The following is a 19,718-nucleotide window of genomic DNA, read 5'->3' on the forward strand; positions in this document are numbered from 1 at the left end:
CGCAGGTTTCTGGCGCAAGGTCACAAACGGTGCGGCGCGCCCGTGCACAGCCAAGAGGTCCCTGGTTCGATCAGGCGTCGATGCCACGGTTGTGGATCAGTTTCTCCCCGATCCCACCGCACCATGGTGGAGCGGTCGACGCCAAGAACTTCGGCAAGGCGTTCCTGGCTGGTATGCCCGGCAACCCGTGACCGCACCTCCGGTCCTCTCGCTGATGCAACCGTCGCCCTCACTGCCGTCGACCTAAGTGTTCTGCCCAGAGAGGTTGGAAGCGCGGCTGGCGGGTGGTTCGCCACCGAGTGCGGTGTGACAGCGGTGGTGATTGTAGGCGTGCGGCCAGCCGGGTAGGGCTTTGCGGCGTGCGGCCTCAGAGAGGTAGGGCGGGCGTAGGCCCATTGCTCGGTCAGGGGACCACACGTCCTGAACGATGCCGAACAAGGGTTCGTCCGGGGACCGATCCGGATGCCGCTCTTGCTTGACGTTCCGGCGCAGTCGGCAGGCTACCGACCGAAACCCGCGTGCCGGAGTGCGGCCGTCCGTGTTGATCACTCTGGGCAAAAGCGGCACAATCAGATGGTGATCGCTAGTGTGTTTTTCGACGTTGGAGAGACGATCGTCGACGAGTCCCGGGAGTACGGGACCTGGGCGGACTGGCTGGGGGTACCGCGGCACACTTTCTCGGCAGTCTTCGGGGCGGTGATCGCACGCGGCTTGGACTACCGGGAGACGTTCCAAGTTTTCCGTCCAGGCTTCGATCTGACCGAGGAGCGGGAGCGCCGGGCAGCGGCTGGTCAGCCGGAGCACTTCTCGGAGGAGAATCTGTACCCGGATGCCCGGGCGTGCCTCGCCGGACTGCGGGAGTTGGGCGTGCAGGTGGGCCTGGCAGGTAATCAGACGGCACGGGCCGAGACGATTCTGCGTGCCTTGGACCTGCCGGTGGATGTGATCGGCACGTCGGATGGTTGGGGTGTGGAAAAGCCATCGGCGGCGTTCTTTGAGCGCGTTGTGGCGGAGGCGGGCTGTCCAGCCGATCAAGTGCTGTACGTCGGGGACCGGCTGGACAACGACATCCGGCCTGCGCAGGAGGCCGGGATCGCGACCGCGTTAGTCCGGCGCGGCCCGTGGGGGCACATCCTCGACGACAAGATCGTTAGCGAGCGTTGCCTGTTCCGCCTCGACTCGCTGGCTGAGCTGCCCGAGCTGGTACGCAAGCACAACGAGTCGGCGGTTTAGTGGTCGGGCAGGGCGGCTCGGCTCGCGGTGAGGGCGGCGATCCGCTCATCAAGCTGCCTGCCCTGCCGGCTGTCGCCAAGTGCCGGCCGGACAGCTCGGACCCGGTCCAGGCCGGTGCCGTACCAGTCGTTGAGCAGGGCGTCCATCGCCTGGTTGAGGTAGTCAGCGGCATGGTCTCCGTCGCCGCGTTGTGCGGACGCGAGGTCGGCGAGGATGACACTGCGCTGCTTGGCTGCCGTGGCGGCCAGGCCCGCGAGGGCCGCGGTGAGCTGCTTGGTGGCCTCGGTGTAGTCGTCGGCCGCTAGGGCTGCGTAGCCGGCGAATGAGTGCAGACGAACTGCGTCGTAGAAGTCGAGCCATTCCGGCGGGGTCGAGTTGGCTTCGATCGCGGTTGAGGCGAGGTCGATCTGGTGACGGCTCGCTGATCCAGCCCCGGCGCGGGCTTCGACTTCCGAGGCGACGCAGTGAAGCCAGGAGCGGACGGCCGGGCTGACGCCGTGCCAGGTGTGCTGTAGCGCCGCGTCGATCAGCGGGCGGGCGGCGGAGGGGTCGCGGCTGAAGGCGGGGATGAAGGCCATGTGACCGAGGACGGTGGCGGCCAGGGCGTGGTCCCCGGCTTCCCGGGTGGCGGCCAGGGCGACGTCGTAGCAGCGCTGAGCGATGGCAGGCTGGTTGAGGTCGAAGAACGCCAGCCGGGCGGTGAGGAGCGCCGATTCGGCGAGGGCTGCAGAGAGGGTGGTGCGGCTGGTGCCGCTCGCCGCGCGGACGAGCCCGGTGCCAAGCTGGGTGTGAGCGTATGCGGCCTCGTAGAGCGACCTTGCCGGGCTAGTCCAGTACAGCGCCCGCTGACAGCGGACGATCTCGGCGTAGGCGTCCGGGTCGGCGGTCTTCGTATCCGCATGCGCTGCCTGGAGGTCCAGCGACAGCAGGGGAGCGACCAGGGGCAGCATGCTGGCGCCGAACAGTGCGCGTAGGACGGCTGCGCGGTCCCAGCCGGCTTCGTTCTCTTCTCCGGTGAGCATGTCCCACAATCTCCTGAACTCGTGCAGTGTCTCCGCCTGCGGGCAGAGCGCCAGCTCGTCTGCAGTGAGAAGGCCGAGTTGGCTGGCTGGCTTGTCGAAGAGGGCTACTAGGTGCTTGCGGTAGCGCGGGTCCGGCCATCGTTCGCCGGTCTCCCATCGCCGCACCGTGTTGGCGTTGAGCCCGGTGTCGCTCTCTCCAGCGAGTCTTATCCCCGCGCGGATACGTTCGGCGACCTCCTCATACGACCAGCCCCGCTGGAGCCTCTCCCACGCTAGCCGTCGGTTAGGGGAGTAGCGCCTTCCGGCCATCTGAGCACCTCCCGCCTTGCCTGTCCATGGCGGTCACGCTAGTCACCTCCGCTATGGCCCGTCATTGCCTGGTTGCGAGCGGACGGCTAGTGGACGGTACCGCTGGCCGCCCGTGAACGGTTTCGTGTTGACAAGCATCGAAGCCCGCTCCTGTGCGGCTGGTCAGCTCGCAGACCCCGTTCTCATCAACAGCAAGGATCCATGGTGGACAGATTTATCGAGTCTGGCAAGCCAGCCAGGAAGCTGACGCGGCCGATTGCTGCGGCGTCCCGATCCTTGTGCACGAGGCTGACTCCTCGTCTGCGTACCGCCATCAGGCTGCGCGGGCGAGTGACCAGTGGGTCGCTTCAGCCGCCGCATTGCTTGGCGGGCCCACGCGGAATCCAGGTGGGTCCGCCAAAGCTGGGAGCCGAGCCACAAGGAGGTGAGACACGCCCACTCACAGCCACTCATAGCGGTGGTTCTGCCAGCCGGATAGCTCCGCAGGCCCGCCCCACCAGCGCGCAGACGGTCACATACCATCTTGAGAGGAATTGCCGCCATGACGGTAGCCAGTGCCGACGTTATCAAGGTCGACTTGCCCGTGCCGTTCACCAAGACCTGGGAGCGCATCCACGGCATCACGATCGACGGATCGACGGTGACGATCAAGCCGGAGGAATTCTTCTTCCGCTACGAGAACCCGAGCTGGCTGCTGTGCGACTGGCAGCAGGTCCGCGACGAGCTGCTCCCGGCCGCGGAGAGCGAGGATCTGACGATCGAGCAGCTCGTGCTGGACTTCGTGAAGGAGCACGGCCACGCCACCACCGATCCGGCCGAGGTGCTGCGCACCGCACATGACGTGTACGCCTACATGTTCCGCGAGGAGCACTTGCAGGACCCTGGCCTGGACTTCGTGCCTGACGGGACGCTGCTGATGCTGCGCGAGTGCGGGACCCTGATGGCCCTCAACCGGGTCGAGCTTGACGGGCATATCAGCAACGTTTCCCCTGCCTGGATGCTGTGCGCTGCTGCCCGAGTGGTCTACGATCTGGACAAGGCGACCGCTGAAGTGCTCGACGAGCTGTATCACGGCACCTGGTTCAACGAGTCGCGGCGACGCGAGAGCATCCTCGCGCACGCGGCTCTCGGCGGCAGGCTGGTCCACGCCTGCCAGGGCGCTCCCAACATGTCCGGCGGCTGCGTCGTGCCCTTCGGCACCGACGTCGAAACGATGCGCCGCGAGCTGGCTGGCATGCGCGTGCCCTGGATCGAGCGGACCCTGGCCCCGCTGACCTGAGAAGAACCGGTGGCCGCGCGGCGCCTGAAGCCGCTTCATCCTGCCCGCGCAGGCCACCTCTATCCGAACCGGTGGCCGCGCGCGGCGTCTCCCGCGCCGTGCGCGGCCACCCCGGGAACATGTGAGGAGTGGTCGTGGCGATTGCCAGGGACACCAGCGGCCGGGTCGTGACGGTCCGGGACATGCTCGACGGCATCAGCACCTCGCTGAAATACACCAACTATCAGCTCGACACCGCCGGCGTCGGCCATGAGCCCCACCCATGGAACTGGACCGAATGCGCCGGCCACTTCCGCAGCGTGGTCACCAAAGAGGCCGAACTCGCCGAACACGTCGCCCGCACCATCGACCGCTGGGTCAAGGCCAACCCCAACGCCGATGCGGCGAACCTGGCCGCGATGCGCGCCGCCTCCAAGGACCTCAAGGCAGCTGCCCGAAGCCTTATCAACCTGGGCAAGAAGATGCGTAACGTGCAGTCCTGCCTCGACGTCACCCAGTCGTAGCGCGCCATGAATACCAGCATCTCGACGGCGATCAACCGGCACGCGTGGGACCGGCAAGCACTCCTCGCGCTGCCCGACGACCGACCGATGACTCCGGGCCGAGTCGAGTGGACGCAGTATCCGGGCCACGGCCCAGGGATCGAGTTGTTCGGCCAGGTGAGCGGGCTGACCGTAGCCGAACTCGGCTGCGGCAACGGTGACAACCTGACACCGCTGGCACTACGCGACGCCGACTGCGTCGGGGTGGATGTCGCACCGCTGCAGATCACCCGGGCACGTACCCGCTGGGGCCACCTGCCGATCCGCTTCCACTGCGCCGACGCGCGCATCTTCCTCGCCCGCACGCACCCGCTGGATATCTGCTTCTCGATCTTCGGGGCGGTCGGATTGTGCCCGCCTGATCAGCTCCTACCGCTGATCTCACGACAACTGCGTCCCGGCGGCCGGCTGCTGTTCTCCGTACCGCACCCGCGCTGGCTCGGCTCACGTCGGGCCATAATGCGGCTGGCGGACGGGAGCCGGGTACCCGTCGCCCGCTGGACGTCGGGGCCGCAGGGCTGGAAAGCCGCCATCACCGCATCCGGACTTAGATGCCTGGACGTAGCGACCATCGACAGCCCGACCGGTGAGGTCTGCTGCCTGCTCGTGAGCGCGCAGAGGGCCGGCGGAGATTCCAATGCCTGAGTCTGCTGACCACGCGACATCACCGACGGTGCCCAACCGGCGCAGGGCTCAGCGCTCCGGCTTGATGACATTCAGTGGTTACTCGGCCTTGACCTCACGCCCGGCATCCCCGTTGACGTGGTCGTGCACCGGACTTCAACCAACAACGCGAAGCCCAGCGACCGGTGGCTACGGGTGCTACGACAACGCCCCGAGTGCGAGTACATCGCTCTCGACCCAGCATCCGCCCTGGATCGAGATGGTTGGCAGGGCCTTCGCCCTAGGCCGAACTGCGAGGCCGCGATGAGCCCGATCGACGACAGCTACCGCCCCGCGGATGTCTTCGACTCGGCCCGCCGGACAGCGCAACAGCACGCCGACGGCCACACCTGCTTCAACTGCACTGACAGCACGACCTGCACCCAGTACGGATGGGCCGTTGACGAACTGCCCCGGTATCCCGGCGGGCGCGACGTTCTGAGGAAGCTCAAGATCCCCGTTCCCGTTGAAGTCCCGAGCGAGGAAGGCCAGCAGCGGTGATCCCCACACCCCTTGGCGCAGAAGATCACCGACCGGTAGTGCACCTGCACCTGGAGTCCACACCCGCGAGACACCGGCAGCCGCGGGGGAGTGGCTCGGATCGGCCACCGCTGCTGGCTGACGAGTTCTTCCTGATCGCGCACGACGACCAGACCGGCCGGCCCCGGCTGCACCAGAGCGCGATCACTCACGGGCTGGCCGCCGCGCTGCTCGGCGAGCTGGGTGCCGCCGGGCGGATCTCGTTCGACCGCGGGCACATCTACGTGCTTGACCACCGGCCGCCCGCCGACGCTCTGCAACACCTCATCCTGGACCGGCTCGTCGGCGAACCGCAGCACACCGCCACCCGCACGTGGCTGTCGTACCTCGCGGCGACTGCCCACGATGAGGTCGCGCGACGGTTGTGGCAGGCCGGCAAGGTGGAACCGCAGCAGCAGCGGCGCTTCCTCCGCACGGTGACGGTGCACGTTCCGGCGGACATGAACGTCGCTGCCTGGTCGTGGGCACGCCTGTCAACGAAGCTGCGTCAGTACGAGGACCTGGACGCGTTCGACCTGGCCTTGGCCGGCATCGCGGCGTCCTGCCGCCTGGACCAGTTCATCCTCGACGGCGCGCCCTACGCGGTCGGCGCGCACCTGCGGCGCCTGCTGGCAGCCGCCCCGCCGCCGATGCGTGAACTCCTCGCCGACCTGGACACGGCGATCGGTCACACCGTTCTGAGCCATCGCACCTGAGCGCAGCTGCGGCGAACCACCCCACCGTTCACCCTTCAACCCCGTGAGAGGGGCAGCCTTCCCATGCCCAGACCTCATCCTGACACCGTGTCGGCTGTCCTCGCGCGCGGCCGGCTCGGCATCCCCGCCGTGGTGTTCTTCGTCGTGGCGGCCGCCGCGCCGCTGACAGCCGTCGCCGGCGGCGCGACCACCGGTTACGCCGTCACCGGCGTGCTCGGCATCCCCCTGGCCTATCTGGTGGTCGCCGGCGTGCTGGCCCTGTTCGCCGTCGGCTACGTGGCCATGTCCCGCCGGATCGTCAACGCCGGCGCGTTCTACACCTACGTCACCCGAGGCCTCGGCAGGCCAGCCGGCGTCGCCGCCGCGATCGTCGCCCTGCTCGCCTACAACGCCATGCAGATCGGCCTGTACGGCGTCTTCGGCGCGGTCCTGTCCGGGTTCCTCAACGACCGGTTCGGGATGAACACCACCTGGTGGCTGTGCGCCGTCATCGCCTGCGCGGTGATCGCCGTGCTCGGCCTGCTGCGCATCGACCTCAACGGTAAGGTCCTCGCCGTCCTACTGGTCGCCGAGTGCATCATCGCCCTGGTCTATGACGCGGTGATGGTCGCCCGACCCGTCAACGATCTCGGCGTCAGCTTCGACACCCTCGCCCCGGGCAACCTGATCGGGCCTGGCCTCGGCGCCGCCCTCGTCACGGGCATCGCCGGGTTCGTCGGCTTCGAAGGAACCACGGTATTCGCCGAGGAGACCAAGGACCCCCAACGGACGGTGCCCCGCGCCACGTACATCGCCGTGGCGGTCACCGGCCTGCTGTACGGGCTGTCGGCGTGGGCCATGTCGGTCGCTACCGGACCCGACCAGATCGTCGCAGCCGCCCAGACCGAGGGCACCGACCTCATCTTCAACCTCGTGTCCCCGCACCTCACCTCGTCGCTGGTGACCCTCGGCCGGTGGCTGTTCATCACCTCACTGTTCGCCGCCCTACTCTCCTTCCACCACACGGTCGCCCGGTACGCGTTCGCGCTCGGCCGCGAACGGGTCCTCCCCAGCGTCCTCGGCCGGACCAGCCGGCGCACCGGCGCGCCGAAAGCCGGCTCGATCCTCCAGAGCGTCCTCGCCGTGGCCGTGCTCACCGGGTACGTGCTGGCCGACGCCGACCCGATCGTGCACCTGTTCTTCTGGCTCACCTCCCTCGGCGCGCTCGGCGTACTCATCCTGATGACCGCCACCTCGGTCGCCGTGGTCAGCTACTTCACCCGGATCGCCCACCACGACGGCAGGTGGCGCACTGCCGTCGCGCCGGTCCTGTCCGCCCTGGCCCTCGGCGCGATCCTCGTCGTCACCGTCGAACAGTTCGACGCCCTACTTGGTGTCGACCCGACCTCCCCGCTGCGATGGATGTTCCCCGCCAGCTACGCCGTCGCCGCGGCGACCGGGCTGGCATGGGCGTTCACGCTGCGCGCCGCCCGGCCCGACGTCTACCAGACGATCGGCCTCGGCGCCGACAGCGCAACAGCGCCCCTTCGCACACCCGATTCCGTCCGCCAGCCCGCCTGAGGAGCCACAGTATGTTCACAACCCGCGCAGACCTCACCGTGCGGCAGGCCACCCCCGACGACGTGCCAGCGCTGCTGCCCGTGCTGGCGCAGGCGTTCTCCACCGGCACGGTCGCCGAGTGGGCGGTCCCCGAGACCGCCGACCGGACGGAGGTGTTCACCGGCTACTTCCGGTACATGCTCGCCCTCGGCCTGAGCGACGGCAGAGTCGACACCACCGACGACCTGTCCGGGGCGGCGATCTGGTACCGGCGCGACGAGACACCCCCACCGGACTCCGACCATCTATACGGGCTGGAGGAAGCCACCGGCCGGTACGCGCCGAAGTTCCTGCTGCTCGACGCGATGTTCGAAGCCCGCCACCCGCGCCTACCGCACGCCTACCTCGCCTACCTCGGCGTCGACCCGGCCGTGCAGAGCCGGGGCGTCGGGTCAGCGCTGCTCGCCCACGCCCACGAAGGGTTGGACGCCGAGAACCTGCCCGCGTACCTGGAGGCCAGCAACCCCCGCAACCGCGACCTGTACGCCCGCCACGGCTACGAGGCCGGGCTGCCGATGCAGCCGACATCGTCCGGGCCACCCTTCTGGCCGATGTGGCGCGGCCAGCTCAACGGCGGCGTCCGCTCGTCGTTCCCGCCGCCCAATCCCTACTACCGGCGGCCGCGGTGAACGCCGCCATGACCACCTCCGTACGCCGGGCGCGCCCGGCCGACGTTCCCGCCATCACCGCACTGCTGGTCGACGCCCTGTCCCGGGACCCAGTCGCCGAGTGGCTGGTGCCGGACGCCGACAACCGACTGGACGTCCTGCACCGGCTCCTCGCCGTCGACGTCGACCACGCCATCGAAACCGGCCACGTCGACGTGGCAGGGGACTGGTCAGCGGTCGCGGTGTGGCGCCGCCACGACCTGGACGCGCAACAATGGGCGCTCGGCGACTACCACCTGACCACGTTCGCAGGCCAGGCGGCTCCCCGCTTCGACGAGCTGAACGCCGCGGTACGCAGCTACCGGTCCGACGCGCCGCACCACTGGCTGTCCTGGCTCGCCGTGCAACCCAGCTACGGCTGGCCGGTCGCCGGCGAACTGCTGCACCAGCACCACCAGATGGTCGACCGGACCGGCCACCCGGTGTACGCCGTCGTCACCACCGAGGGCGCCCGAGACCTGCTCTGCCAGCACGGCTACCGAGCGGACTTACCGCTACACCTGCCCAGCGGCCCGAGGCTCTGGCCACTGACCCGCGCCGGCCGCCCGATTCCGAACAACAGCACCAGCTGAACGGTCCTCCGGTGAAGCCCGACCGCCCTGCCTCCAGCGGCCGGGACACCCTGAAGGGCCCGGAAGGTGTCACCGCGCAGGTCCGCAGGGGGTGCGGACCCGCCACCCGAGGTCACCCTTCCGGGCCATTCAGCTGCGGTTGACGATTACCCTTGGCCGGTGACGTCCACGGTCTGGTTCGTTGGAGTGTCGACAGGCAAGTCGTTAATCGATGAGGCGTTCCCGACCTGGATGGGCGACCTTGGCCTTGATGTACGCCTCGTCGGCCGCGACGTGCCTCTGGTCCCCTGCTGAGCCGTACCGCGCCTTGCTGACCGAGCTGGCCGGCAGCGATGACGTGCTCGGCGTCGTCACCCCGCCGGTCTACCTGCAGATTGGGCGGTGACGCCTGGCAGAGCGAGATCACCAGGCGCAGACCTGGCACAACAGACCGCGAAACGGCATGCGAGACGTCGGGACGCGGCGAGTACCGTACCCGAGGGTCCCGGGGCGATGGGTCCAACTTGGACCTGTCATGCCCGCCGCGGCTTCCGGTTCGAGCGCGGCTTCAGGCACCGGCCGTCAGCAAGAAGCCAGCGAAGCGCGTGACAACAACAGATATCCGCTGGCACAGGACGCAGGGCCTCCCATGCCAACGTCACCCGTCGACACTGTTCGGCGAGCGTCAGCGATCGAGCCGCCTTTACAAGGCAGAGGTCGGCGACGTGCTGGCCAGTGACGAGGCGCAGGCCGGGCGCCTCACCGGCCTGCGCGGAGCCACAGCACCATGAGCGCCGCGCCGATACCGCCAAGCGCGAGGATCGCCCAACGGGGTAGTTGCCGCGACACCGGAGGGAGCGCGCAGCCCATGGGCTGGTAATCAACGGTCAGCTCCGCGTGCAGCGCCGGGAGCCGCTGGCCGCCAAACGCCGCCCGGTCGATGCCGCAGATGACCGGACCGCCTTCAGTGTCGGCCTGCACGAGCGCCGTCACTATGTGGCCGCCGCTGTCCCGTTGGACGGCTATCACGGTGCCGCGAAGCAGTTGCCCGGCCGGCGGGGGCGGCCCCAGGTCGGAGAAGAGACCGGCCAGAAGGATCAACACGGACGCCACCAGCCCCGAAATGGGGACCGCTGGATAGGCCCGGGGAAACATGCAGCGAGGCTAGTGCAGGCGATCAAGTCCACGCGGGGCCGAAGGTGACGCCGGCAGCTCGGGCCGCTGTTCGGGGTCTCACACTCGGCCGCGCACCGCGTCATAGATAGCCTCGGCCCACTGCTGGCCTTAGCGTCGTTCCGTCGCCGCCCGAAGGACCAGTCGCCATCGTTGACGGCACGTTGATCCCCACTCGTGACCACCGCCTCGCCGCACCGTCGAAGAACTACCGGTACTCGGCCAACCTGCAGGTAGCCATCGACGCCAACACGCGCCTGGTCATCGCCCTCGGCATCCCGCAGCCGGGCAACCGCAACGACACCATCGTCTACCGCACCAGCGGCATCGCCGAGAAGCTCGCTGGGCGGGCAGTGATGGCCGACGGCGGCTACCTGGGCAACCCCGAAGTGATCATCCCTTACCGCAAACCCCATGACCGCAGCCCGCTACCTGCCTGGAAAGAGGAGTTCAACGCCGAGCACCGCACCGTCCGCGCCCGCGTCGAACACACCCTCGCCCGGCTGAAGACCTACAAGATCCTGCGCGACTACCGCCGCGCCGCCACCACACTGGCCGACACCGCCTCCGGCATCGCGCACCTTCACAACATCGCACTCACCGCCTGAGCGCAGCCGCTCTCGGAGAGCGACCCGCCGCGGGTTACGAGACACCGCTTAGGCCTCGCAACCCAACTGGCGACCACAGATCCACTCGCGCCGTATCGAAAGACGTTGACGGAGATCATCTTGCTGGCTACGTTGATCACACCGTGACATTCTGATCATGCGGGGGCTTGAATGTTTGTCGGACCAACCTCGGGTGCGCGCATCCGTCCTACTCGCCGCGGGCTTGTTGCGATGGCTGCGTCGCTGCTGCTGGCCGCCGGTTCGACGTTGGTGGCGTCGCCAGCGTCGGCGGCCCCCGGGCGCCAGGCTGGGGCTAAGCTGCCCCTCCAACCGTCGATCAGCTTCCCGAACGGGGACAGCGTCGCTGCAGGTGGCCAGATTGCCATCAGGTTCGACGCGAACGGTGACACCACGGTGACCAGGTTCCGGTACAGCCTCGACGACACGAACCTGGACAGCGAGGTGCCGGCGGCGCCGGACGGTACGGCCAGTGTGACGATCGACGTCGGCAACGTGAGCGGTGAGCATCCGGTGTACGCGGTCGCGGTCGATCGCCACGGCCGGCTCAGCCCCATGTCGCAGGGGACCTTCACGGTCTCCGCCGCCTGGAACCTCAAGGGCCAGGCGATCGACGCGACCACCTGGCTGCCGGTGGAGGGGGCGACGATCCGGCTGGAACCGGCTGGGATCGAGGTTGTCACTGGCCCCGACGGCACTTTCCAGCTCGCCGTCGACCCGGGCCTCTACACCCTCACCGGCACCTACGCCGGCCCGCCCAGCCTCTACGGCAGCCAGCAGCTGCAGCTTGACAACCAGGAGACGTGGTTCGACCTGTACCTGTTTCCGGACTCCGGGAGCTGATGACCAGCCCGCCACGACGAAACCGGATCGATGGCCCCGGCGCTCAGTGCCGGGGCCATCGTCGTACCGCCTGGTCAGCGCCGCTTGGTGCCCAGGTCCCGCTTTTGCCCGCTGCGTTGCCACTCGCGACTAAGGGGTTCAGGCCTCGGCCTCATCAAGCCCGTGCCCGATGCAGCGGTCAACATCGGCCAGTAGAAGCGCGTCGTAGAGCTTGGCCCGGTCGCCCGCGCGTCCATCATCAGCCGACACCACGCCCGGCGGCCGTGGCTCAACCCGATTCCCAAGCTGAGGTTAGACACCTTTCAAACTGACGGTGCGACGTGGGCGCGGCCTAGGCCGACAGTGATGCCGATACGACAGCTGCGCGCACGTGTTGCCGAGTTGGCCTATTGATAGATCGAGGCGGCCCGCAAGCGGGCCGCGTCGGCGGCGCTCGGCCTGCTGGCGGCGCAAGCGCCGGCATCGGCCGGCGCGCCGGCCAATGAGGGCATGCCTCCGGCGGGGGCCCGACTTGGCCGGCGTCGTCTTGGGGGACTCCTGGGTCTTGGATCGCTGCTAGGAGCTCATCCGTGCAGCTCGCCACGTCGCCCATCTTGATCTCACAATCCCTCGGTCGCCGCCCCGCCCTTGACGACTGCCATTGAGACTCGTCCGGTAGGGCGCTCCACCTTGTCCCCGTCCGAGGACGCCTGGAAGGTCTACGACTGCCCGATGAGGAGATCCTTAAGTAGTAACGACCGGCATCGTCGCAGCGATGATCAACGGAATATCGCGTTCCCGTGGAGATCACCTACGAGCGGTTCAGCTGGACGCTGTTCGCGACGGCGATTACCTGATCCCTGGTGAACGAGCGCGGTGCCATCAGCGTGAACCCGGATCCATCGGCGAGTGTGGCTGTCAGCCGCCAGAACTGCTCGGCCCGGACGAGCCGGGCCGGACGCTTGTTCACCGTGACGGCATGCGCCGTCTGGAAGCCCTCGATGTCGGAATCCGGGCTCGTGTCCGGCTCCGGCGTCCACCGCACGTGCAAGTCAAGGTCCGAGTTCGCCGGATCGCGGTAGGAGATGATCGAGCCGCCGTCCTTGAACCCGCCGAGTCCCCAACCGTCTGGGACCAGGCCGACAGTGACCTTGAAGGCGAGGCGCTGGGGCTGGTCCACCACCTGACGGGCGAGTTGCAGAACCGACTCCACGCTGGCACGGCGGCCGTTGCCGACGATCGTCACCCACTCGCCGGGTCGCCGCTCCCAGGTCAGCTGAACGGAGCCCACAGAACCCAAGCCGTCCCCGGGCATGGAGAGGATCCGGCCCGGCCGGCCGTCTACGCTGATGTCGCGCTCCCCCCGGATTGGCTGGTCCCCGCGCGCTGTGCCGATCGTGAGCACCACGTCGCTGCCGTCCGGGGCCGGATAGACGGCGATGATGGGGCCACCGGGATCAGCGGTGAACGATGGCTTGCCGAGGTTCGGCAGCGCGTACGGGAATTCCGGTGCGGTCGCGGCGACCAGCTTGATGCGGCCTGGCGCAGCCGAACGGGTGCCGCTGGGGCCGTCTGCCGTGACGGGCGGGTAGGGGGCGCGCTGCCACGCGTCCGGCATGACGGCGAGAGCCGTCGCTACCACCGCGACCAGCCCCACCGCGGGGAGGGCCAGACGTGTCAGGAGTTTCCGACGGCTGTCCGCGCCGAGCCGGCTGACCAGGGCGGACCGAGTGGCGTGCGGCACGGCGGTCGAAGCGGCCGAGATCTCAGCGAGCACTCTGACACGGGCGGCGTGCAGCGCCTCGTCGGACAGGTCCGGCGCGTCCGGCCCGTACGCCTGCAAGAACGTGACCTCGTTCATCGGTCCTCCTTGAGCGAGCTCAGTGCGGTACGTGTGAGCCGACGGGCCCGGTTGATCCGCGAACGCACGGTTCCGATCGGGATATTGAGCGTGGCGGCGATCTCGACGTAGGAGAGCTGTGCCCAGGCCAGTAGCAGCAGCGCGTCCCGGTCCGCGGGCTTCAGGCCCGCCAGCGCCGCGGCGAGCGCGGATCGCAGTGCCTGGGCGTCCAGTCGGTCATCGGACGGGTCGTCCGCGTGCGAACCGGCCTCGAGGAGCCCGGCCCGGGCCAGCGCCCGATACCGGCGTTCCTCCTGGCGTACGTGCCGGTGCAGGACGTTGGTGGCGATGCCGAACAGCCACGGCCGCACATCGAGCTGCATCGGTCGGTACGAGGCTCGCCGCCGAAACGCGATCAGGAACGTCTCGGCCAGCAGGTCCTCGCCCGGCGCTCCGATCCTGCGGGCCAGGTAGCGATGCACGGCGGCGGCGTGCCGGTCGAAGATCGGCGCGAACCGTTCCGGATCTCGTATCGACTCGCGGATCAGCACGTCGTCGGCGACTTGCATCGGCTGCGACCGTAGTTCGTTCACGCCTGTTTATGCCCGATCCACGCAAGCAGGTTCACGGACGAGGACCGCGCCGCATAAGCCAGTCGCGGCAGCGGACACACGCCGCCGTGGATGGGCAGCGCCCTACCCTGCCCGGGAGCGCGAGTCGGGGCTGTTAACCGATGGTCGTCGCAGCCGGCTCGTAGTTGCCCAGGCGAGATAGCCAACCGTCGTGACGGTGAGAGTCGTAAACAGGACTTGTAGGGACCACGGGATAATCCATGCAAACGTCAGGACAGTGAGGGCAGTGTGACGACGTGAGGTTTCGGGGACGGTGACTTCTCATTCGTAGTTCTCGTCCGGATCCGTGGTGAGTGCTTGCCACTGCGTGCTGACGGGCACGCCGTGGACCCGTCCTGAAGCAGTCAGACCCACCCGGGTCCAGCGCCCCGCGCACCGGCTGTGCTGCCTCTCCAACTGGTCGTAGGTGACGTAGCAGTGGTCCACTGCAACCCGAGCAGGCGCCGGTATGACGCCCGCTCCGTAGGCCATCGCGGCTACGGCTGCGACGAGGCCAATCCATGCGGCCGCTCGCCTCACGGTCGTGGGGACGAGAGTGACTGGCATGATGCCCTCTCTCAGTTCTGGCAGGGATCCCTTTGGGAAGGTACGCCTCCCAATGGCCCATCCATAGGTTTCAAGCCTTGCTCCTCGCGGGAACCACGGGGACCTACGCGACCGAATGAAGCCGAACCGGATCGGCCGGGTAGGGCGCTGGCAGCCACGGCGAGCCGGATGTCGGCGGACTGCCGTGAAGCGGTCATGGCAATCTACGGATCAGACGGTCGTAAGGTTGCCCGGTTCCAGTCCTCATCCAGTCCTCAAGAGGTCGAGCTCCGGCCGCTGACGCTGAGAGATGCCGAGAGGGGTTTCCGCAGGCCAGGCGGGGTTGGGGCAGGTGGACCCTGGTGGGCAACTTGATCTCGTAATGCGTAGGTCACACCAGCCTCAAGTCGAGCGCAGCCTTCGGCCGTAAGAACCTCGCCCTGAACGTTGAGGATCGCTCGCCTACTGCCGCCTCCAACGTGATCGTTTCGTCGTTGTCAAGGTCCACGTGGATCGGCAAGCTGCTTCGCCAGTCCAGATGGACCCGCACCACATACGGGCCTGGTGCCACGCCGAAGCTCTGGCTAGCGCCACGCTCCAGGCGTCCGATGATCTGCCCGTCGATCTCGACCTTCATAGGTCGGACCAGAACAAGGTTCAAGGCTTGCCGAACCGTGATAACGGGCACGAGTTGTCTTTGTACCTTTCCCGCTCAAGCCTGTACAGCCATCCGTACAGCCAAGACTGGCGGCCGTCGCCAACACGAGCCGACGGCCGCGGACGGCCTGAGCAGAGGCGCCGTACCGTGACCAGGCCCACGATCGGCCGCACCGGCCTACCCGTCGAAGTGGACGTCGCTGACGTGGCTCCTGAGGAGCGGCAAGATCCGGAACATGCGCGGAATGATCAAGCACGGCCGTGGCGAAAGTTCGGGCGTATGCCCTGGTAGGAGGAAGGCCGGCGCCGCAAGGGCTAAACCGTCTCCTAAACCGTGTGTCGCAGGTTCGAATCCTGCCGGTGGCTCCAGGTCACACCCTTGATCAACGGTCACTGTTCGGCCTTCCGCGGCTTACGTGCCCGCTGCGTGCCCGATCGCCTCGCTGTCCTGATGTAGCCGGAGCGCGAATGTCGGTGGAAACGGCGGTGGGGCCGGATGACGGGTGCCATGCCAGCCGTGCACGATGCTGTCTGTGCGTACCGAGCGTCTGAGCTTCTTCGTTGAGTCTGTCCAGGCAGTGCCGGGAGGTTGGCAGCTGGAGGGTGAGCCGGGGTATCACCCGCGGCATTGGGCTCGCCCGGGTGACCGCTTCGACCGTGCCTGCTGCGAGCATGGCCGCGAGGAGCGGAACCTGGACCTGGTCGTTGTTGAGCTCACCGGGTCATCCGCCGTCGTCACCGGCGCCGGTGGCGACCAACTCAGGCCCGGCGACATTGTCTCCGGCGAGCGGCTCATCGAGGACGACATCCTGGCCGGCGAAGGCTCCAGCGGCTAGTCGACGGCACTGAACGCCTGTCCCGGCTACTGGGTCTGCCAGCACGCGCCATGTCAGACGCGACCGGATGCGGCTGGTCGCCAGTCGAGACACAGCTGGGTGTTGCGCTGCCCGACGATTACAAGGCGTTCGTCGACGTGCATGGGCCCGGCTCCGTCGATGATCACCTCATCGTCTGCGCCCCCAACGCGGTCCACGACTGGGCAGACCTGGTGCAACACAACACCTGGGCGCACGAGTGCGTCCGCCTGGACTTCGCGGGGCCCGACAACTGGTCCGAAGGCTGGCCGCTAGGCGACGCATCGCGTTGGACGCCGAACCGCGAGGATGTCCCGTCCTGGTTCGAGCCTGGCGACAACCTGATCTCGTGGGGGTACACCCGGAACGGCGACTTCCTCTTCTGGCACGTCAGGCCCGGCACGGCCCCTGACGAATGGCCTGTTGTGCTGAAGGAAAGAGGGCCGTATTGGGAGCACTACCACGTCGGATTCTCCGCAGCACTGGTCGGCCTACTTACCGGCGAGAGCCAATCCGTGTATCTGAGCCGATGGCTAGGCGGACCGCACACCTACGGCCTCTGACAAGCTGACCACGGCCTACAGCTCCCCACGGTCAGGGGCACGACCTGCCGCAATCAGCGCGCTGAGGTGTCGCAGATCAGTTGGCGGACGAGTGTCGCGTCAGTCGACGGAGGACAAGGGGACTGCGGCTGACGTCGCCGAATTGCGCTCTATCAGATCAAGGTGGCCCGCAAGCGGGCCGCGCCGGCCCGGCCCCGGCCTGCTGGCGACCTCCGGCCGGCATCGGCCGGGCCGGCCGGCCACACTGCGGGGCGTGATGAACGAGGGGCTGGGGCGGGACGATCGCCATCGGGGTCGCTCTCCATCGAGGTGGGGGCGATCGCTGCCGCGCAGCAGAGCTGCTTGCCTCCGAGTCTTGTGGGCGCTGTCGACCGGAAGCGAGCGGAAACGGCTACCGGCCGAGGATGTGCAGAGACACGGCTTGACCTGCAAAGACTGCAACCCGCGCGCCTCCGACCAGGCGCAACCTAAACCGTGTGTCTCAGACTCGACCCCCATCCGGGGTGCCAAGTCGCATCCATAATCGTGAGCATCGTTGGGCGGCGCTGCTGCCGCCCTGTGACCCATGCCACATGAAGTTCCTGTCAGCAATCGGGGTGCTGTTCCGCTCAGTCACCGAGAGCAAGCGAACCGACAGGAGCATCACAATGAAGCACCGCATCGTCGTCCTCGGCGCCGGCTATGCCGGGGCCTTCGTCGCCGGGAACCTGGCCCGCCGGCTGTCCCCGGCGGACACCCAGGTCACCGTGGTCAACGCTGAGCCGGACTTCGTCCAGCGGCTGCGGCTGCACCAGCTCGCGGCCGGCCAGAAGATCGAGGCTCCGAAGCTCGCCGCCGTCTTCGCGGGCACGGGGATTCGGTTGCGCCTGGCTCGTGTCACCGCCGTCGACCCCGAGCGCCAGGTCGTTGCTGTGGCCGACGCCGATGGCGGCGGCGGACTCGGCTACGACACGCTTGTCTACGCCCTCGGCAGCCGCGGCGACGACTGCGGCGTCCCCGGCGTGGTCGAGCATGCCTTCGACATCGCCGCCCGGCCCTCGGCGCTGCGTCTGCGCGAGCGCCTGGACAGCCTGGACAGGCGGCGGGAAGGCGGGCGGGTGCTGGTCGTCGGCGATGGGTTGACCGGCATCGAGAGCGCCACCGAGATCGCTGAATCCCGGCCTGGCCTGTCGGTGACGCTCGTGGCCCGCGGCGAGCTGGGAGCCCGGCTCTCTGCCGGAGCCCGCAGCCACCTGCGCCGGGCATGCGACCGGCTGGGCATCACCGTCCTGGAGCACACCAGCGTCGAAGCCGTCGAAGCGACGCGGGTGCTGTGCGCCGACGGCACGGCCGTGGCCTCCGACGCCACCGTGTGGACGGCCGGGTTCGCGGTCAACCCCATCGCCGCCGCCGGCGGGCTGGAGGTCACCGAACGCGGCCAGATCGTCGTCGATCGCACCATGCGGTCGGTCTCGCACCCGAACGTCTACGCCGCCGGCGACAGCGCCTACGCCATCGGCGACAACGGCCGGCCGCTGCCGATGTCCTGCGCTTCGGCCGGCCACACCAGCAAGCAAGTCATCGAGGCGATCATCGGACGCCTGACCGGTCGCAAGATCGCGAACATCAAGATGACCTACACGGCCAACCACATCAGCCTCGGGCGGCAGGACGGGATCCTGCAGGCGGTCGACGACGAAGCGCAAGCAAAGCCGAAGTACGTGGGCGGCCGGAAGGCCGCGCGGATCAAGTCGGGCATCCTCAAGATGTCGCTGTGGGCCACGTCGCACCCGACCTTCGGTCTGCCCAAGCGCAAGCGCCGCCTGGACACCGTGCCAGATGCGTCCGCCACGAAGGCACTCGGCGCAGCCGCCTAGGGTGGCCCGCGTGGACAGCACCGCCACCGATCGCTTCGACACCAGTCGGTTCGAGGCCAGTCGGAACCGGCTGGCCTCGCTGGCGTACCGGCTGCTGGGCTCCGCCACCGACGCCGAAGACGTCGTGCAGGACACGTTCCTGCACTGGCAGGCCGTCGACCGGCAGCAGATCAAGGTGCCGGAAGCGTGGCTGACCAAGGTCGTCACCAACTTGTGCCTCGACCGGCTCCGCTCGGCACAAGCCCGCCGCGAACGCACCGTCGGCGCCTGGCTGCCCGAACCACTCCTCGACGGCGACCCGATGCTCGGCCCGGCCGACACGTTCGAGCAGCGCGAATCGGTCTCCCTGGCAGTGCTGACGCTCATGGAGCGCCTGTCACCCCTCGAGCGGGCCGTCTATGTCCTGCGCGAAGCGTTCTCCTACAGCCACGCCGAGATCGCCGAGATCCTCGACATCACCGAGTCGTCAAGCCAGCAGCACCTCCACCGAGCCCGGCGCCGCATCAACGCCGCACGGCGCCGCGGCGGCGAAGTCGACCCGGCATCCGCCCGCAGGATCGTCGAGGAATTCCTCGCCGCTGCCTCCTCGGGCCGCACCGAACGGCTGGTGGCGCTGCTCACCGACGACGCGACCGCCGTCTCCGACGGCGCAGCCGGCTTGGCCGAGACGCTGCTGCGATACGACACTCCGCATCGCATCGCCGCCGTCGTACGGGCCGGCTTCAAACCCACACCCGCGAAACGGCGACTCGTCGGCGGCACCCCCGCCATCCACTACGCGCTCGTCAACGGCGCCCCCGCCATCCTCTTCATGCTCGGCGACCAGGTCGCCGGCGCCGTGACGTTCGACATCACCAACAGCAAGATCGCAACCGTGCGCGGCATCGCCGCCCCCACCCGCCTCGCCCGCCTCGCCGAAACCTGGCGGCAGCACGAACCGGAGCCGCCGCTCATCACCCACTGGTGACCCGATGCCGACCGCGGCCAGGCGAAGCAACCGCGAGCGATGAACCACCCAGGCTTCGGACACCACCAGCCACATGCGGACAACGTGCAGCGGCTCGCTGCC

20 protein-coding genes and 1 pseudogene are annotated in these 19,718 nt (G+C 68.3%); 16 read left to right on the forward strand and 5 right to left on the reverse strand.

Annotated features, from left to right (window positions below; translation table 11 throughout):
- The first annotated feature begins 573 nt into the window (after positions 1-573).
- Positions 574-1,233 (forward strand): HAD family hydrolase, encoded by a 660-nt coding sequence (locus GCE86_RS09010; RefSeq protein WP_154230412.1) that lies wholly within the window; start codon positions 574-576, stop codon positions 1,231-1,233.
- Here GCE86_RS09010 and GCE86_RS09015 read toward each other — a convergent pair.
- Positions 1,230-2,564, reverse strand: a complete 1,335-nt coding sequence (locus GCE86_RS09015) for a helix-turn-helix domain-containing protein (protein ID WP_154226520.1) — start codon at positions 2,562-2,564, stop codon at positions 1,230-1,232. The two genes, GCE86_RS09010 and GCE86_RS09015, sit on opposite strands and share 4 nt — an antisense overlap.
- Before the next feature lie 541 nt (positions 2,565-3,105).
- On the opposite strand from GCE86_RS09015, the gene GCE86_RS09020 reads away from it, so the two are divergent.
- The 9 genes from GCE86_RS09020 to GCE86_RS32325 all read left to right on the forward strand — a co-directional run bounded on the left by GCE86_RS09020 (position 3,106) and on the right by GCE86_RS32325 (position 9,507).
- The gene (locus tag GCE86_RS09020) at positions 3,106-3,843 is read left to right on the forward strand and encodes a hypothetical protein (protein WP_154226521.1); all 738 of its coding nucleotides are present in this window, start codon (positions 3,106-3,108) and stop codon (positions 3,841-3,843) included.
- A gap of 134 nt (positions 3,844-3,977) precedes the next feature.
- Positions 3,978-4,346 carry a hypothetical protein gene (locus GCE86_RS09025; RefSeq protein ID WP_154226522.1) on the forward strand — a complete coding sequence of 123 codons (369 nt, stop codon included), beginning with the start codon at positions 3,978-3,980 and terminating at the stop codon, positions 4,344-4,346.
- 6 nt (positions 4,347-4,352) lie between these two features.
- Positions 4,353-5,030, forward strand: coding sequence for a class I SAM-dependent methyltransferase (locus GCE86_RS09030; protein WP_154226523.1), 678 nt, complete (start codon positions 4,353-4,355; stop codon positions 5,028-5,030).
- A 282-nt stretch (positions 5,031-5,312) separates the two neighbouring features.
- Positions 5,313-5,549 carry a hypothetical protein gene (locus tag GCE86_RS09035; protein ID WP_154226524.1) on the forward strand — a complete coding sequence of 79 codons (237 nt, stop codon included), beginning with the start codon at positions 5,313-5,315 and terminating at the stop codon, positions 5,547-5,549.
- Positions 5,546-6,283: a GOLPH3/VPS74 family protein gene (locus GCE86_RS09040; RefSeq protein WP_154226525.1), complete on the forward strand. Its 738-nt coding sequence runs from the start codon at positions 5,546-5,548 to the stop codon at positions 6,281-6,283. The genes GCE86_RS09035 and GCE86_RS09040 overlap by 4 nt, the downstream gene beginning before the upstream one ends.
- Before the next feature lie 63 nt (positions 6,284-6,346).
- Positions 6,347-7,843 (forward strand): APC family permease, encoded by a 1,497-nt coding sequence (locus GCE86_RS09045; protein WP_154226526.1) that lies wholly within the window; start codon positions 6,347-6,349, stop codon positions 7,841-7,843.
- Between the two features lie 11 nt (positions 7,844-7,854).
- The gene (locus GCE86_RS09050) at positions 7,855-8,511 is read left to right on the forward strand and encodes a GNAT family N-acetyltransferase (protein ID WP_154226527.1); all 657 of its coding nucleotides are present in this window, start codon (positions 7,855-7,857) and stop codon (positions 8,509-8,511) included.
- 8 nt (positions 8,512-8,519) lie between these two features.
- Positions 8,520-9,122: a hypothetical protein gene (locus tag GCE86_RS09055; protein ID WP_154226528.1), complete on the forward strand. Its 603-nt coding sequence runs from the start codon at positions 8,520-8,522 to the stop codon at positions 9,120-9,122.
- A 250-nt stretch (positions 9,123-9,372) separates the two neighbouring features.
- The gene (locus tag GCE86_RS32325) at positions 9,373-9,507 is read left to right on the forward strand and encodes a hypothetical protein (protein WP_275587143.1); all 135 of its coding nucleotides are present in this window, start codon (positions 9,373-9,375) and stop codon (positions 9,505-9,507) included.
- Positions 9,508-9,860: 353 nt separating this feature from the next.
- On the opposite strand, the gene GCE86_RS09060 is transcribed toward GCE86_RS32325, so the two are convergent.
- Positions 9,861-10,256, reverse strand: coding sequence for a hypothetical protein (locus GCE86_RS09060; protein WP_154226529.1), 396 nt, complete (start codon positions 10,254-10,256; stop codon positions 9,861-9,863).
- A gap of 51 nt (positions 10,257-10,307) precedes the next feature.
- Here GCE86_RS09060 and GCE86_RS09065 point away from each other — a divergent pair.
- Positions 10,308-10,882: pseudogene (locus GCE86_RS09065) on the forward strand (transposase family protein); the annotation flags it as partial.
- A 231-nt stretch (positions 10,883-11,113) separates the two neighbouring features.
- Positions 11,114-11,743 carry a peptidase associated/transthyretin-like domain-containing protein gene (locus tag GCE86_RS09070; RefSeq protein ID WP_154226530.1) on the forward strand — a complete coding sequence of 210 codons (630 nt, stop codon included), beginning with the start codon at positions 11,114-11,116 and terminating at the stop codon, positions 11,741-11,743.
- Between the two features lie 790 nt (positions 11,744-12,533).
- Here GCE86_RS09070 and GCE86_RS09075 read toward each other — a convergent pair.
- From GCE86_RS09075 to GCE86_RS09085, 3 genes are all read right to left on the reverse strand, one after another.
- A complete protein-coding gene (locus tag GCE86_RS09075) occupies positions 12,534-13,583 on the reverse strand; it encodes a hypothetical protein (RefSeq protein ID WP_154226531.1) in 1,050 nt (349 codons plus the stop codon).
- Positions 13,580-14,131 carry an RNA polymerase sigma factor gene (locus tag GCE86_RS09080; protein WP_154226532.1) on the reverse strand — a complete coding sequence of 184 codons (552 nt, stop codon included), beginning with the start codon at positions 14,129-14,131 and terminating at the stop codon, positions 13,580-13,582. The genes GCE86_RS09075 and GCE86_RS09080 overlap by 4 nt, the downstream gene beginning before the upstream one ends.
- 979 nt (positions 14,132-15,110) lie before the next feature.
- Complete coding sequence (locus tag GCE86_RS09085) at positions 15,111-15,356, reverse strand: hypothetical protein (protein WP_154226533.1); 246 nt, start codon at positions 15,354-15,356, stop codon at positions 15,111-15,113.
- Positions 15,357-15,909: 553 nt separating this feature from the next.
- On the opposite strand from GCE86_RS09085, the gene GCE86_RS09090 reads away from it, so the two are divergent.
- From GCE86_RS09090 to GCE86_RS09105, 4 genes are all read left to right on the forward strand, one after another.
- Complete coding sequence (locus GCE86_RS09090) at positions 15,910-16,212, forward strand: hypothetical protein (protein WP_154226534.1); 303 nt, start codon at positions 15,910-15,912, stop codon at positions 16,210-16,212.
- Positions 16,213-16,262: 50 nt separating this feature from the next.
- Positions 16,263-16,793 carry an SMI1/KNR4 family protein gene (locus GCE86_RS09095; protein ID WP_154226535.1) on the forward strand — a complete coding sequence of 177 codons (531 nt, stop codon included), beginning with the start codon at positions 16,263-16,265 and terminating at the stop codon, positions 16,791-16,793.
- A gap of 647 nt (positions 16,794-17,440) precedes the next feature.
- Entirely contained in the window at positions 17,441-18,649 is a 1,209-nt protein-coding gene (locus GCE86_RS09100; protein WP_154226536.1) for an NAD(P)/FAD-dependent oxidoreductase, read from the forward strand.
- A gap of 10 nt (positions 18,650-18,659) precedes the next feature.
- Positions 18,660-19,616: a sigma-70 family RNA polymerase sigma factor gene (locus GCE86_RS09105; protein WP_244317238.1), complete on the forward strand. Its 957-nt coding sequence runs from the start codon at positions 18,660-18,662 to the stop codon at positions 19,614-19,616.
- The last annotated feature ends 102 nt before the right edge of the window (positions 19,617-19,718 follow it).

Origin of the sequence: Micromonospora terminaliae, from assembly GCF_009671205.1 — a bacterium.
GTDB classification, from domain to species: Bacteria; Actinomycetota; Actinomycetes; order Mycobacteriales; family Micromonosporaceae; genus Micromonospora; species Micromonospora terminaliae.